Source organism: Kordiimonas laminariae (assembly GCF_023008165.1).
Classification (GTDB): domain Bacteria; phylum Pseudomonadota; class Alphaproteobacteria; order Sphingomonadales; family Kordiimonadaceae; genus Kordiimonas; species Kordiimonas laminariae.
The window spans coordinates 362,167-377,251 of sequence record NZ_JAKQZA010000004.1 but is presented as its reverse complement, the minus strand read 5'-3'; the positions used below and the strand labels follow the sequence as shown (position 1 = coordinate 377,251).

General features: G+C 45.9%; 11 protein-coding genes and 1 pseudogene. 8 read left to right on the top strand and 4 right to left on the bottom strand.

The annotated features are described in order from the left end of the window. Window positions 1-229 precede the first annotated feature (229 nt). The 3 genes from MF542_RS10355 to MF542_RS10345 all read left to right on the top strand — a co-directional run bounded on the left by MF542_RS10355 (window position 230) and on the right by MF542_RS10345 (window position 5,517). Window positions 230-3,130 carry an Rne/Rng family ribonuclease gene (locus tag MF542_RS10355; RefSeq protein WP_247018879.1) on the top strand — a complete coding sequence of 967 codons (2,901 nt, stop codon included), beginning with the start codon at window positions 230-232 and terminating at the stop codon, window positions 3,128-3,130. A 161-nt stretch (window positions 3,131-3,291) separates the two neighbouring features. After that, window positions 3,292-4,725 carry a M48 family metalloprotease gene (locus MF542_RS10350; RefSeq protein WP_247018877.1) on the top strand — a complete coding sequence of 478 codons (1,434 nt, stop codon included), beginning with the start codon at window positions 3,292-3,294 and terminating at the stop codon, window positions 4,723-4,725. A gap of 18 nt (window positions 4,726-4,743) precedes the next feature. Next, entirely contained in the window at window positions 4,744-5,517 is a 774-nt protein-coding gene (locus tag MF542_RS10345; protein WP_247018865.1) for a DsbA family protein, read from the top strand. Between the two features lie 43 nt (window positions 5,518-5,560). On the opposite strand, the pseudogene thiS reads toward MF542_RS10345, so the two are convergent. Beyond that, a pseudogene (thiS, locus tag MF542_RS10340) lies at window positions 5,561-6,546 on the bottom strand (sulfur carrier protein ThiS). Between the two features lie 176 nt (window positions 6,547-6,722). On the opposite strand from thiS, the gene aroQ reads away from it, so the two are divergent. The 4 genes from aroQ to aat are packed head-to-tail and all read left to right on the top strand — an operon-like array spanning window position 6,723 to window position 9,727. Then, on the top strand, window positions 6,723-7,181 hold the full coding sequence (aroQ, locus tag MF542_RS10330) for a type II 3-dehydroquinate dehydratase (RefSeq protein ID WP_247018859.1): 459 nt from the start codon (window positions 6,723-6,725) through the stop codon (window positions 7,179-7,181). 17 nt (window positions 7,182-7,198) lie between these two features. After that, window positions 7,199-7,690 (top strand): acetyl-CoA carboxylase biotin carboxyl carrier protein, encoded by a 492-nt coding sequence (gene accB / locus MF542_RS10325; protein WP_247018858.1) that lies wholly within the window; start codon window positions 7,199-7,201, stop codon window positions 7,688-7,690. Between the two features lie 11 nt (window positions 7,691-7,701). After that, on the top strand, window positions 7,702-9,048 hold the full coding sequence (accC, locus tag MF542_RS10320) for an acetyl-CoA carboxylase biotin carboxylase subunit (RefSeq protein ID WP_247018852.1): 1,347 nt from the start codon (window positions 7,702-7,704) through the stop codon (window positions 9,046-9,048). Window positions 9,049-9,067: 19 nt separating this feature from the next. Then, window positions 9,068-9,727 (top strand): leucyl/phenylalanyl-tRNA--protein transferase, encoded by a 660-nt coding sequence (aat, locus tag MF542_RS10315; RefSeq protein WP_247018851.1) that lies wholly within the window; start codon window positions 9,068-9,070, stop codon window positions 9,725-9,727. Here the strand turns inward: aat and MF542_RS10310 are convergent. Genes MF542_RS10310 through MF542_RS10300 form a run of 3 tightly spaced genes read right to left on the bottom strand, consistent with a single transcriptional unit; the run spans window position 9,661 to window position 10,941 of the window. Continuing rightward, window positions 9,661-10,104, bottom strand: coding sequence for a DUF2155 domain-containing protein (locus MF542_RS10310; protein WP_247018848.1), 444 nt, complete (start codon window positions 10,102-10,104; stop codon window positions 9,661-9,663). The two genes, aat and MF542_RS10310, sit on opposite strands and share 67 nt — an antisense overlap. After that, complete coding sequence (gene mlaD, locus MF542_RS10305) at window positions 10,088-10,543, bottom strand: outer membrane lipid asymmetry maintenance protein MlaD (protein ID WP_247018846.1); 456 nt, start codon at window positions 10,541-10,543, stop codon at window positions 10,088-10,090. Before mlaD ends, MF542_RS10310 begins: the two co-directional genes overlap by 17 nt. A gap of 23 nt (window positions 10,544-10,566) precedes the next feature. Next, window positions 10,567-10,941 carry an NADH:ubiquinone oxidoreductase subunit NDUFA12 gene (locus MF542_RS10300; protein WP_247018844.1) on the bottom strand — a complete coding sequence of 125 codons (375 nt, stop codon included), beginning with the start codon at window positions 10,939-10,941 and terminating at the stop codon, window positions 10,567-10,569. 435 nt (window positions 10,942-11,376) lie between these two features. On the opposite strand from MF542_RS10300, the gene MF542_RS10295 reads away from it, so the two are divergent. After that, window positions 11,377-15,027 (top strand): vitamin B12-dependent ribonucleotide reductase, encoded by a 3,651-nt coding sequence (locus MF542_RS10295; RefSeq protein ID WP_247018837.1) that lies wholly within the window; start codon window positions 11,377-11,379, stop codon window positions 15,025-15,027. Window positions 15,028-15,085 lie beyond the last annotated feature (58 nt).

Below are 15,085 nucleotides of genomic sequence, written 5' to 3'. Positions count from 1 at the left end.
AATTAAGGATACATCCGGCAATGGCCAAACGGCTTTGCGCATTGTTATCAGTTTTGATCCGCCGTCTGTACACTTCACAGACAGGCCGTTTTTTTGCGCCTGATTACCTGCCGATCCTTTCCAACTCCGTACTAATTACAACATTTACTGAATTAAGTACAACTGCCAGCGCCCCCCAGCTTACTCAAGCGGGAGTGAACGCGCGGCAGTTCTTTCGGAGATTATTTCTATGTCCACCCGTATGCTTATTGATGCGCGTCATTCTGAAGAGACGCGGGTCACCATTGTTAAAGGTAGCCGTGTAGAGGATTTTGATTACGAATCATCAACAAGAAAACAGCTTAAAGGGAATATCTATCTAGCACGTGTTACGCGTGTAGAACCTTCTTTGCAGGCTGCATTTGTTGAATATGGTGGTAATCGCCATGGCTTCCTCGCCTTTAGTGAAATTCATCCTGACTATTACCAAATTCCTGCCGAAGAGCGTGATGCAATCATGGCTTCTGAAGCAGAGGCTTATGAAGCAGGTGTAGCAGAGGAAGATGAAAGACCACAACGTGGCCCACGTCGTCGTCGTGGTCGTCGCTATCAAGCGGAAAAAACTAAAGATACAGATGCGGTAGTAGAAGCTGAGGCTGTTGAAGACGATGCTTCAACGGCTGAAGATGCTGAAAATCAAGTTGAAGAAGTAGCATCTGACGATGTTGTTGAAGACGTACATGCCGACAGCGACACCTCGGATACTGAACCTGATACAGATGAGGCTTCAGACGAAGCAGATACATCAGGTGACACAAATGAAGATGTTTCCTCCACTGATGAAGCTAATTCCGATGATGAAGCTGAAGAAACAGATACATCTTCCAGCGAAGAACGCCGCAAGGCTGCGGTTGAAGCTGCCAAACGCAAGCGAGGTTTGCGTGCTCTCAAGCGCAAATACAACATTCAAGAAGTTATCAAACGCCGTCAGGTTCTGCTTATTCAGGTTGTTAAAGAAGAGCGCGGCAATAAGGGCGCAGCTCTAACAACTTACATGTCCCTGGCTGGTCGTTACTGTGTATTGATGCCTAATTCCACCCACTCTGGTGGTATTAGCCGCAAAATTTCTAACATGAGCGACCGTAAGAAGCTTAAGCAGATTACATCATCCCTGAATGTACCGGAAGAAATGGGGTTGATTGTCCGTACCGCTGGTATGCGCCGTACAAAAACAGAAATCAAACGCGATTACGATTACCTCTTGCGCTTATGGAACGGTATCCGTGATTTAACGCTTAAATCCACAGCGCCTGCTTTAATTTATGAAGAAGGTAACCTTATCAAGCGGACCATTCGTGACCTTTACGTACGCGAAGTAGACGAAATCCTTGTTGAAGGCGAAAAAGGATATCGTGCCGCTAAAGACTTTATGAAGCTGTTGATGCCAAGTCATGCAAAGAAAGTTCAGCACTATAAAGACCGTATTCCGCTGTTCCATAGATATCAGGTAGAGAGCCATCTTGAAGCGATGTACCAGCCGGTGGTTCAGCTTAAATCAGGCGGTTACATTGTTATCAATCCGACAGAAGCTTTGATTTCAATTGATGTAAACTCTGGCCGCGCGACTAAAGAAGCAAATATCGAAGAAACAGCTGTAAAGACAAACCTTGAAGCCGCAGAGGAAGTTGCACGCCAGCTTCGCCTTCGTGATATGGCAGGTCTTGTTGTAATTGATTTCATCGATATGGAAGACCGCGGCAACAACCGGGCTGTAGAACGTAGGATGAAAGAAGTCCTTAAGGCGGATCGGGCTCGCATTCAGGTAGGGCGTATCTCAAGCTTTGGCCTTATGGAAATGTCTCGTCAACGCTTGCGCCCTAACCTTCTTGAAGCCGCAATGGAAACCTGTTCTGCATGTGATGGAACTGGTGTGGTGCGTTCAGTTGAGAGTGCGGCTCTTATGGCGCTGCGCCAACTGGAAGAAGAAGGCATTCGTAACCGTAGTGCTATTGTTCGGATTGCGGCATGTCCAGATGTGGCGATTTATCTTCTAAACAAAAAACGCGCAATGCTTACTGATTTAGAGGCCCAATACGGTTATACTATTGAAGTACTTGCACAATCCTCTCTCGGGCCATCAGATATCGAAATCACACGAGAAGCTGGCGTAGAAGGCAAACCAGAAGTCACTGCAGACGTAGTGGTAACTCCTGAGAGTTCCCCTGTAGAGCCAGAAGAAGAGAAGGCAGAAACATCTGATGAAGAAGGCGATGGTCAACGCAAACGTCGCCGTCGGCGTCGTCGGCGCCGCGGAAGAGATAATGGTTCTGATGAAAACCAGACTTCTATCTCTGAAGAAAATACGGAAGGCACCGATTCTGTAGCGGAAGATACAGATGAAGAGAAAAACTCTGAAAAGCCTTCTCGTCGTAGACGCGGAAGCCGTGGTGGTCGCCGCCGCAAATCACATAATGAAGAGCAAAAAGAAGCTGGGGATGCTCAAACTTCTGATGGAAGTACAAATGAAACATCTGAGGCTCCTTCAAGTACTGCTGATAACGATGGAACTGAAAAACCAACGCGTCGTCGTCGCAGAGTACGCAAAAAAGCATCAAGTGATGAAAATGCTGATTCAAAAGATACTTCATCTGAAGAATCAAACTCAGAACAACAAGAAGTTTCATCTGAAAAAGAGGAAAAACCTCGTCGCAAACGCCGTGTAAAAAAGGCAGATAAGGAAACTTCAGAGAAGGCCAACGAAGCTGCTAGCAGCGAAACTTCTAAAGAAGTTGCCGAGGTAAGCGATGAAGAAAAGCCAAAACCGCGCCGCAGACGCCGCGTAAAGAAAGTTGAAACTCCTGAGGCAGAAACTGCGAAAGAGACAGAGAAAACTGAAGAAGTAAAACCTCGTCGCCGTCGCACGACTAAAAAGGTTGATGCAGATACCACTTCTGATAAGAACAGCCCGGCCCCAGCCAAGGAAGCTTCGAAAGAGAAATCGGTCGAAGCCAAACCCAAGGCTAAAGCAGAACCTAAAGCCGAAGCGGTTAACAAACCAGTGGTAAAGGTAGAGAGTAAAGAAAATACCTCTGGAGAAGCCGCCACTGATCAGCCCAAAAGAAAAGGCTGGTGGCAAAGAACCTTCGGATAAGTAATAAAAGCGGCAAGGCCATAGCTTTGCCGCTTTTTTAATGTGCTATTCATTTTAGCTATGTCATCTATATCAACAATTGCTCACGCGGTTGTTAGCCTATAGCATTTGACCCTTGAGCAATGAATAACTAGCTATACATAAATATTCTGGAGGCCCTGTTGCGTAAATTGTTAAAAAAAATCGCTTCAACACTTGTATGCGTCATAGCATTGGCGCACCAAGCTTACGCGCAATCAATCCTTAGAGATGCAGAAACAGAAGCTTTCCTCCACGAAATTTCAGACCCTATTTTCATCGCAGCAGGCCTAGATCCAAGAAGCGTCAATATTTATCTGCTATCAGACCCATCTTTGAATGCCTTTGTAACAGGTGGTCAAAACATTTTCATTCACTCTGGCCTTATCATGGCCTCTGACGATGTAAATCAACTGTTAGGCGTGATCGCACATGAGACCGGGCATATTGCAGGTGGTCACTTAGTTGGTATTAGAGATGCCGCCTCAACCGCTGGTAATTTCAGCATCCTTTCTCTTGTTCTTGGTGCCGCTGCAATCGCTGCAGGCAGCCCTGATGCTGGCATTGGTCTTCTAGCCGCAGGGCAAACAGTTGCGCAGAGACAATTCCTTGCCTTTAACCGAGTTCAAGAATCATCAGCAGACCAAGCCGGTGCAAAATATCTCAATGAGTTAGGTATTTCAGGTAAAGGCCTCATTCAATTCTTTGATAAATTGCGCGACCAGGAAGTACTAGCCTATATCAGGCAGGACCCTTACATTCGCAGTCACCCTTTAAACCGCACGCGTATCCTATCACTAGAGCAGGTTTTAGGGCAAAGTGAGTACTATAACAAACCGCCAGACTCTAAACATAACGAACAGTTCAATCGCCTTAAGGCAAAGCTTCAGGGTTATATTCAGCGGCCAAGTGATACTCTGAAAGAATACCCGATATCGGATAAAACCGCATCTGCACGCTATGCTCGTGTATATGCATACCATAAGGCTCTTGAGTGGGATTTAGCGCTTAGCGAAGCCGATGCTTTGATAAAACAAGAACCTGCAAACCCCTATTTCCATGAAATCAAAGGACAAATATTGTTTGAAAATGGAAAGGTGCGCGAAGCACTTCCTGTTTTCAGGCAAGCTGTTGAACGTGCACCGCGTGCCCCTCTTGTAGCAACAGCACTAGGGCAAGCGATGGTATCTCTAGAAGATGATGTCTTAATGGCAGAAGCTATTCCAATTTTGGAAAATGCTACACGCCAAGACCCTGGAAATACTTTTGCATGGTTTAATCTGGCTAAGGCGTACAGCTGGGTTGGCCGTGAAGCGGATGCTAACCTCGCAACAGCAGAACGGTTTTATTCTGCTGGCGTTGTTTATCAGGCAGTTGGCTACGCCAAGCGTGCGATGGATTCCTTTAAAACCGGTTCACCAGAATGGCTCCGCGCGCAAGACATTTTCTTCATCGCAAGAGATGCCGCAGAAAGACAACGTAAACAGCAACGTCGTCGTAGACGTTTTGACGTTGAGTTTACAGGACAACAAGAATTTCAGAAGCAACAAGAACAGCACTGGCAATACCAGCCATAAGCTATGATGGATTAGTATATGTATAAACCACTTAAAAATATGCTTGCGGCCGTTACACTAGCCGTTCCAGCAATTTTTGGAGCTACAGCTCAAGAAGCGGCTCCAGCAGATCGTCAAGCAATTGAGAGTATTATCCAAGAATACTTGCTTGAAAATCCAGAAGTAATTGAACGCGCTATTATTGAACTTCAACGTCGCCGCCAACTTGCTCAGATGTTGCCGGCAATCAACCTGTATCGCGGGTATCTGGAAAACGACCCTGAAGCCCCCGTACTAGGTAATCCTAATGGCGATGTAACTATTGTAGAATTCTTTGATTACCGCTGTGGCTTCTGTCGTCGCCACTTCCCTGAAGTGTTAAAACTAGTAAAAGAAGACGGTAACATTCGCTACATTCCGCGTCAGTACCCCGTACTCGACCGTGAAGGTGATACACCAGTATCATTACTTACTTCCTATGCTGCTCTAGCGGCTCACAAACAAGGTAAGTTTGAAGAGTTTCACATTGCAGCAATGACATCCCCGGGCCAGCTTACAGAAGATCGTATCTATGAGATTGCAGGTTCAGTGGGTCTTAATGTCGATCAACTAAAGACCGATATGAAAGATAAACTGGTTGAGAAAAGCGTGCGCAACACGTTAAGCATTGGTCAAGACATCGGTTTCACAGGTACGCCAGGGTATATTATCGGTGATGATGTAGTACTCGGCGCAGAAGGTTACTTCCGTCTCCTAGAAGCGGTAGACCGGGCAAGGAAAGATACCTCCAAAGAAACTGCTTCAAGCAGATAAGATATACAAAAAAGGCCGCTTTAAGCGGCCTTTTCTTTTCTGGTTAGATAAGCCCTGAAAGTGGCGAGCTTGGATCCGCATATTTCTTCATAGGCATTCGACCAGCTTGATAAGCAAGTCTCCCTGACTCCACAGCGAGTTTCATCGCTCTAGCCATTTTAAGTGGGTCTTTTGCCTCAGCAATCGCAGTATTCATAAGAACGCCGTCACAACCAAGCTCCATTGCTACAGAAGCATCAGACGCTGTTCCCACACCCGCATCAACAAGCACAGGTACATTAGCCTGCTCGATCATCAAACGAATCTGTACTGGGTTTTGGATGCCAAGACCAGAACCAATAGGCGCACCTAGCGGCATAATTGCCACACAGCCCATATCTTCAAGCTTCTTTGCGGCAATCGGGTCATCGCTACAGTAAACCATTACTTTAAAGCCCTCTTTGATAAGCTCTTCAGCGGCCACGAAGGTTTCCTGCATATTTGGGTATAGCGTCTTCTGATCACCAAGCACTTCGAGCTTTACAAGGTCCCAGCCGCCAGCTTCACGAGCTAAGCGAAGGGTCCGCAAAGCGCTCTGAGCATCAAAACAACCTGCAGTGTTAGGTAGGTACGTGATTTTCTTTGGGTCCAGATAATCTACAAGCATTGGCTGGGTTGGGTCAGAAACATTCACGCGGCGAACAGCCACAGTAACAATCTCAGCACCAGATGCCTCAACTGCTTTTGCTGTTTCTTCAAAATCTTTATATTTTCCTGTCCCAACGATAAGACGGGAAGAATATTCTTTTCCGGCAAGCTTCCAAACATCATTTGCGTTTGACACTGGCTTTAACCTCCACCAATAAAATGAACAATTTCCAGCTGGTCATCTTCTTCAAGAGAAACATCGGCGAAAGTAGACTTCGGTACGATCTCCAGATTTCTTTCAACAGCCACCTTTTTAGGGTCTAACCCAAGCCCTGAAAGAAAATCCCATACACTTACACCGTCTTCCACGGTTTTCAGATCGCCATTCACTGTGATTTTCATGAAGGAAAACAACCTTTTAGCTGGTTACAAGCGCTTGACGCGCCTAAATTCTCTACCATATTTGTATAAAATATGCACAGAAACACCAATAAAATCAGTGTTCCTGCTTTGCATGCAATGCATATGGCATTATACAGATTGCTTCAAGCGATCTGTCAAACAATTGGAAATCGTGAATGAATAAAGAAAACCATAAAAAGATTTTGGTACTTAACGGACCAAACCTAAACCTGCTTGGTACACGTGAGCCGGAAACTTATGGCCATAATACGATTGATCAATTGGAATCCTTGTCGGTGGAAACAGCGGCAAAGCATGGGCTGACAGTCGATTTTAGACAAACTAATTCAGAAGGCACTCTTGTTGATTGGATACAGGAAGGCAGAAATGGGTATGTAGCAATTATTCTGAATGCTGCAGCATATACTCATACCTCTGTTGCTATCCACGATGCGATTGCCGCAATTACTACTCCCGTGATTGAAGTACATTTATCAAATGTATTCGCGCGGGAAGAGTACCGACACCACTCTTACGTTTCCGATGTTGCGAAAGGTGTGATTTGTGGGTTCGGTACGCACGGATATGTGCTTGCGATTGATTCCGTAGCGTCTATGCTACGCAACCAGTCTTGATTTAAGGGTAGACGTCAATGTCAAAATTAAAAGATTATAAAGAACTCATTCGTGAACTGGCTGAACTGCTGGACAAATCAACTCTTTCCGAAATTGAAGTGGAAGAAGATGATTTTCGTATTCGCGTAGCGCGCGAAGTTGCCGGCTCAGTAAACTATACGGTTCCTACAGCAGCACCTGTTGCAGCCCCTGCCCCTATGGCAGCTCCGGCTCCAGCTGCCGCTCCAGCTGCTCCTGCGGCAGAAGCACCAGCCGCAGCAAACGCTGCTGATCACCCTGGCGCATTGAAAGCACCAATGGTTGGTACAGCTTACACAGCACCATCACCAGATGCAGATGCCTTTGTGAAAGTAGGCGATAAAGTTTCTGAAGGTGACCCGCTTCTTATTATTGAAGCGATGAAAGTTATGAACCAAATCAAAGCTCCAAAATCAGGCACAGTAAAAGAAATTTTCTTTGCTGACGCTCAGCCTATTGAATTTGGCGAAGTACTTCTGATTATTGAATAAGGACACGTTCCATGGTTCAAAAAGTCCTTATTGCTAACCGTGGTGAAATCGCTCTGCGTATTCACCGCGCTTGCCATGAAATGGGCCTTAAAACAGTTGCGGTTCATTCCACAGCTGATGCTGACGCAATGCACGTACGCCTTGCAGATGAAAGCGTTTGTATCGGCCCACCAGCATCCGCTGATAGCTACCTGAATATCGCGTCTATCATGACTGCAGCAGAAATCACCGGAGCGGATGCTATCCACCCTGGTTACGGTTTCCTCTCAGAGAATGCTGATTTTGCAGATATCGTTAAAGAACACGATATAGCCTTTATTGGCCCGAATGGTGATCATATCCGCCAGATGGGTGACAAGATTACCGCTAAAGAAACCGTGAAAAAGCTTGGTATTCCGGTTGTTCCTGGTTCTGAAGGCGGTATCACTAACGATGACGAAGCAAAACGTGTTTGTGAAGAAATCGGTTACCCGGTGATCATTAAAGCCTCTGCAGGCGGCGGTGGTCGCGGTATGCAGATCGTACGTGGCGCTGACGAATTAAGTGTAAAGCTGAATACCTGTCGTACAGAAGCAAAAGCAGCCTTTGGTGATGATGCGGTTTACATTGAGAAATTCCTCACTAAACCACGTCACATTGAATTCCAGATCATCGGCGACAGCCATGGTAACTGTATTCACCTTGGTGAACGTGATTGTTCACTACAGCGTCGCCACCAGAAGGTTCTTGAAGAAGCCCCTTCCCCGGTTATTGACAGTGAAACACGTGAACGTATGGGCGGTATTGTTGCTAAAGCAATGGCTGATTTCGGCTACTGCGGTGCGGGTACTATCGAATTCCTTTACGAAGACGGTGAGTTCTATTTCATTGAAATGAACACACGTGTTCAGGTGGAGCACCCGGTAACAGAAATGATCACTGGTATCGATATTGTACGTGAACAAATCCGCGTAGCAGCTGGCGAGAAGCTTTCATACACACAGGATATGGTTCGCTTCCACGGCCATGCTATTGAATGCCGCGTGAACGCAGAACACCCATTCAACTTCATGCCGAGCCCAGGCACAGTAACTCAGTATCATCCTCCTGGTGGCCTGAACGTACGCTGTGACAGTGCTGTATATGCTGGATACCGCATCCCACCATACTATGACAGCATGGTGGCAAAGTTGATTGTATCAGGCTACACCCGTGAAGGCTGTCTCCTGCGCTTGCGCCGTTCGCTTGAAGAATATGTGATTGATGGCATCACAACCACAATCCCGCTTCATCAGGCACTTATGGACGATGAGGATTTCCAAAAAGGTGATTACGATATTCACTGGCTTGAGAAATTCCTTGAGGACAAGCAAGACTAAAGATATTAAACTCGGGGTTATGCCACATGAGACCATAACCCCGAATTTACTCCTTCAAGCTTATGCAAACGGTATCTTTCCCATGTCGGAAGACCGTGAAGATAAAGAGCTTTTCTGGGTTGACCCAGATTTCAGAGGCATCATCCCTCTTGATCAATTCCACATCCCTCGTTCCTTGAAAAAAGCCATAAAGAAAGAGCCTTTCAGGGTAACTACTGACGAAGCCTTTAGAGATGTGGTTAAAGCATGCTCCATGCCCGCGCGCGGTAGAGAAACCACTTGGATCAGTGAACGTATTGAAGCTATGTATGCTGATCTGCACCAGCGAGGCTTTGCGCACTCAGTTGAGTGCTGGGAAGGTGAGGAACTGGTCGGCGGTCTGTACGGTGTATCCTTAGGCGCAGCTTTCTTTGGTGAAAGTATGTTCAGCACACGCACTAATGCCAGCAAAATCGCCCTTACCTATCTGGTCGCTCGTTTAAAAAATGCTGGTTTTGCGTTATTGGACAGCCAATTTATTACTGATCATTTGAAGCAGTTTGGAGCTGTCGAAATACCCAGGGAAACCTACCACCAGTTACTGACGGAGGCATTACATGCCCCTCACCCAGACTATTTTTCGCTATCAGAAGATGCGCCTGCTTCAACCATTTTACAGTTGATAACCCAAACATCATAAACTGGATGTTCGAGCGCGTTCAGCGCTGGACTTGAAGCCACCATCCAACCATCAAACACACGGTCACGTTCACCATTACGTTTAAGGTCGTTGATCTCAAGGTACCCAAAGGTTTCTGGTGGTTCTATAGGTGGTCTTGTACGGCAATAACGTGCTGTTATCTCAAGCGTTCCAAAGGGAATGGTCTTGCCAATTTCTATTTCAAGTTCAGTGATCCGTGCGGTAATTTTATCCAGTGCACGTAATATAATGACATTATGCTGCTCAGCATTTTCAGGTGGAATTACTGAACCAGATTGATCTTCCTGTGCATTGAGGGCTGAACTGCCAATAAGAAGAGATGCAGCCGCGATAAGCGTTCTAGCGACTGTCATCATCAGAGCCACCTGATGTAAACTTACCGATCAAACCAACAAGGTCAACGGCGCCTTGTGTTTCCTCGATTTCGTCACCATTTTGAAGCATTTCTTCTTCGCCGCCAGGCAATAGGCTTAGATAAGCGCCACCAAGAAGGCTTTCAGAAGAAATCGCTGCAGCTGTATCAAGCGGCAGTTCGACATTATTCGCCACGGAAAACCTGACAACAGCCTGATAGGTTTTGGTATCAAGCGTACTATCTACGATAGAGCCAACCTTAATACCTGCAACGCGAACATCACTTCCGATATTAAGGCCGTCGATGCGCTCAAAACGAGCAGAGAGAACATATCCTTCGGATGTAACTGTATCTGTACGTTCATACGCAAAGATTAAAAACCAACCGGCAACCAACAATACGACCGCACCGATAATGGATTCTACTAAGTTACTGGACATATACTCTCCCTAATGCGCCTCTATTATGGGCGCCAAGCCTCATATTCTGGCTCATCAGGGCGCGCTTGAGGAACATGAGCGGCCACAGTACCTGTCAGGTTTGGCATATGCTCTTTTTCCCACTCACGAGTAACGACTTTTTGCTCATGTGGTAGTTCATCAACAGTATAGTGCAGCCAGCCGTGCCATTCTGCAGGCACACGAGATGCCTCAACCGGACCGTTTTTGTAGATCACCCAACGGCGCTTACCGCCTTTTTCACGGTAATATTCATTCCCTTGGTCATCAGTACCAACCAATTCACCTTTACGGCTTGTGAAAAGTCGTGTGCCAAAAGTGGCCGAATTCCACCAGGTAAAGATAGGAGATTTGAAAATACCTTCGAATAGTGAACTCATTGTTCTGCCTATAATGTTAAACCGCGTTACTAATGTTTGCGCCCGTTTAGCATGTTTAGTTTTCATAGGAAAGCATCAAGATTGCCACTTTCCGCGAAAAAGTAACAAAAACGAGTCGCAAACTCGAATTTGCCACAGATATTACAGTGCAATCCTTACCGACACTTTAAGGAAATTTTGTGGCAAGCGCCCGACTCCTTGTTTCTTCAATGAGTCGATTAGGAAACACTAAAGTTTATCTACAGAATATCCAAAATTCCTCTTGTGCTAAATGCAAAACAAACACTACAATTTGGAGCAACATTAAGGGAAGCTACAATATATTGTGGTTATGTTAGGTTTCGCACTATAGTACATCGATGTTCCCAAGCGTGTATATATACGAAGAATATCAGCTACTTAAGTGTTGACCTCTACCGGGTTTTAGGGGGCGTTATGCGCATTGAACGGCACTTTACTAAAGAAATTTCCTGTCCATATTCAGCACAAGAATGGCAAACTTCTGTCAGCGAGATCAGAAATCCAGACGGGTCTATCGTTTTCCATATGGATAATGTGGAAGTGCCAAACAATTGGTCACAAGTAGCAACAGATATTATCGCTCAAAAGTACTTCCGTAAGGCTGGGGTTCCTCAGGCGCTTAAATCCGTCGAAGAGAATGATGTTCCCAGCTGGCTTTGGCGCAAAGAACCGGATAACGCCACACTAGAACTAATGCCTGAAGCAAAACGCTATGGTCCAGAAACCAGTGCAAAACAGGTTTTTGACCGTTTAGCTGGCACATGGACTTATTGGGGCTGGAAAGGTGGCTACTTTGAAGCGGAAGAAGATGCCAAAGCCTTTTATGATGAAATGCGCTATATGCTCGCCAACCAAATGTGTGCACCAAATTCACCGCAGTGGTTCAACACAGGCCTGCACTGGGCTTATGGCATTGATGGGCCTGCTCAAGGCCACCATTATGTAGATTTTGAGACAGGTAAACTTACTAAATCCAAAAGTGCCTATGAGCACCCTCAACCACATGCCTGCTTTATTCAATCTGTTGCCGATGATCTGGTGAACGAAGGCGGCATTATGGACCTCTGGACCCGTGAAGCCCGCCTCTTTAAATATGGCTCGGGTACGGGTTCTAATTTCTCAAATGTGCGTGGTAGCGGCGAAGGCCTTTCAGGCGGCGGCCAATCATCCGGCCTGATGAGTTTCCTAAAGATTGGTGACCGTGCAGCTGGCGCTATTAAATCAGGCGGGACAACCCGCCGTGCAGCCAAAATGGTTGTCGTGGATATTGATCACCCCGATGTTGAGGAATTTATTGGCTGGAAAGTTGTTGAAGAACAAAAGGTAGCAGCGCTTGTTACAGGCTCTAAACTTAATGAAATTCATCTCAATCTCATTATGAAAGCCTGTCACGAAGCGAAAGCTGACCTCGGGGACGATGCTTTTGCCCCTAAAACAAATAAATCGCTGAAAAAAGAGATTATTTCTGCTCGTAAGGTAATGATTCCAGAGAATTATATCCAGCGCGTAATACAATTTGCCAAGCAAGGTTATGCTTCTATTGAATTCCAATCTTATAATACTGATTGGGATTCCGAAGCTTATCTCACTGTTTCAGGGCAAAACTCCAACAATTCTATCCGTGTTTCAGATGATTTCATGTCAGCTGTTAAAGACGGTAAACCATGGGAATTAAAGAATAGAATTTGCGGTACAGTCGCCAAAACCCTTGATGCAAAAGAACTTTGGCGCGATGTGGGCCATGCTGCATGGGCATGTGCTGATCCAGGCATTCAGTTCCATACAACGATCAATGATTGGCACACTTGCCCAGAATCTGGCGCAATCAGAGCCTCAAATCCCTGTTCTGAATATATGTTCCTTGATGATACGGCATGTAACCTTGCATCCCTTAATCTGCTTACTTTTCGTAATGAAGATGGCTCTTTCAAGGTAGATAGTTTCAAACACGCGGTTCGCCTCTGGACAATGGTGTTAGAGATCTCCGTTTTAATGGCCCAATTCCCTTCAAAGGAAATTGCAAAGCTATCATACGAATACCGTACCTTGGGCCTAGGTTTCGCCAATATTGGTGGCCTTTTGATGAGTCTTGGCCTTTCATACGATAGCGATGAAGGCCGTGCGATCTGCGGTGCCATCTCTGCACTTATGACAGGTCAATCATACGCTACATCTGCAGAAATGGCATCTGAACTTGGTGCTTTCCCAGGCTATAAGAAAAATGCAAAACACATGCTGCGGGTTATTCGTAACCATCGCCGTGCCGCTTATGGTCAAGAGGATGGCTACGAAAACCTGAATATCAACCCGGTACCGCTTGATATTGCCAACTGTAAAGATCAGGCAATTGCGGTCGCAGCAGCAGAAGTTTGGGATAAAGCTCTTGAACTAGGTGAAGAACACGGCTTCCGCAATGCCCAATCCTCAGTAATTGCTCCAACAGGCACAATTGGCCTTGTAATGGACTGTGATACCACAGGCATTGAACCGGATTTTGCTTTGGTAAAATTCAAGAAACTGGCTGGTGGTGGCTACTTTAAAATCATCAACCGTATTGTACCCCAAGCATTAGCGGTTCTTGGATACTCAACAGATCAAATCAAAGATATCGAAGAATATGCGGTTGGTCACGGCACCCTCAAAGGTGCACCAGCTATTAATCACGATACACTTAGAGCAAAAGGCTTTAAAGACCGTGAACTTGATATGCTCGAAGAACAGCTAAAAAATGCCTTCGACATCAAGTTTGTCTTCAATCAATGGACTTTGGGAACTGATTTCTGCAAAGAAACACTTGGTTTCACTGATGATCAGCTGAATGATTACAACTTTGATATGGTGGCAGCTTTAGGTTTCTCTAAAGACGAGATTTCTGCCGCTAACATTTATTGTTGTGGCGCCATGACACTTGAGCAAGCACCTCACCTGAATGAAAAGCATTACGACGTATTTGACTGCGCAAATCCATGCGGCAAAATCGGTAAACGATACCTTTCCTGGGGAAGCCATATACGGATGATGGCAGCTGCTCAGCCATTTATCTCCGGTGCAATCTCGAAAACCATTAACATGCCAAACGATGCAGATGTTGATGACTGTATGGCGGCTTATGAGCTTAGTTGGTCACTCGCTCTTAAAGCAAACGCGTTATACCGTGATGGCTCAAAGCTCAGCCAACCGCTGAATGCTGCTCTCCTTGATGATGAAGACTTAAGCGAAGAGCTTGAAGATAAAACGCTCGCGGAAAAAACTGAGGTTGTTGCAGAGCGTATCATCGAGCGGATCATCGAAAAGGATGGACCTGCAAAACGCCGAAAACTGCCGGAACGCCGGAAAGGTTACACTCAGAAAGCCATTGTTGGAGGCCATAAGGTTTACTTGAGAACAGGTGAATATAATGATGGCTCTATCGGCGAAATTTTCATTGATATGCATAAAGAAGGTGCAGCCTTCCGATCACTGATGAACAACTTTGCTATCGCAATCTCAATCGGCCTCCAGTACGGCGTGCCCCTTGAAGAATATGTCGATGCATTCACATTCACCCGATTCGAGCCATTTGGTCGAGTTGAAGGAAATGACACCATTAAAATGGCCACTTCACTGCTGGATTATATTTTCCGAGAACTTGCTATCAGTTATTTAGGCCGAGATGATCTTGCACATGCAACCCCTGCTGATTTCTCTCACGACACAACAGGTAGAGGTGCAAAAGACGACGGTTTGCCTGATGTTGAGCCAGAAGTTTCAGAAGCATTGGCCCGTGTACAACAGTTCACCTCGTCTGGTTACACACGTGGAAACAACCTTGTCGTGTTAAAAAATTCAAAAAAAACGGATGACAAATCGATAGAAACAGTTTCTATGGCAACAGGCACAGATACGGCTACGGTTTCTGCAGTTGGTGTTGCGGCGCAAACAATTGCGGGTCCAGACGCTAGAGTAGCTGCCAAAATGAAGGGGTATGAAGGAGACGCATGCGGTGAATGCGGGAACTTCACTCTGGTTCGCAACGGCACATGCCTGAAATGCGATACATGTGGCGGAACAAGCGGTTGTAGCTAATACCAAAGGATTTTCACCACCTGCCAACCCGTCCCGGTGGGTGGTCATCTCGGGGAAG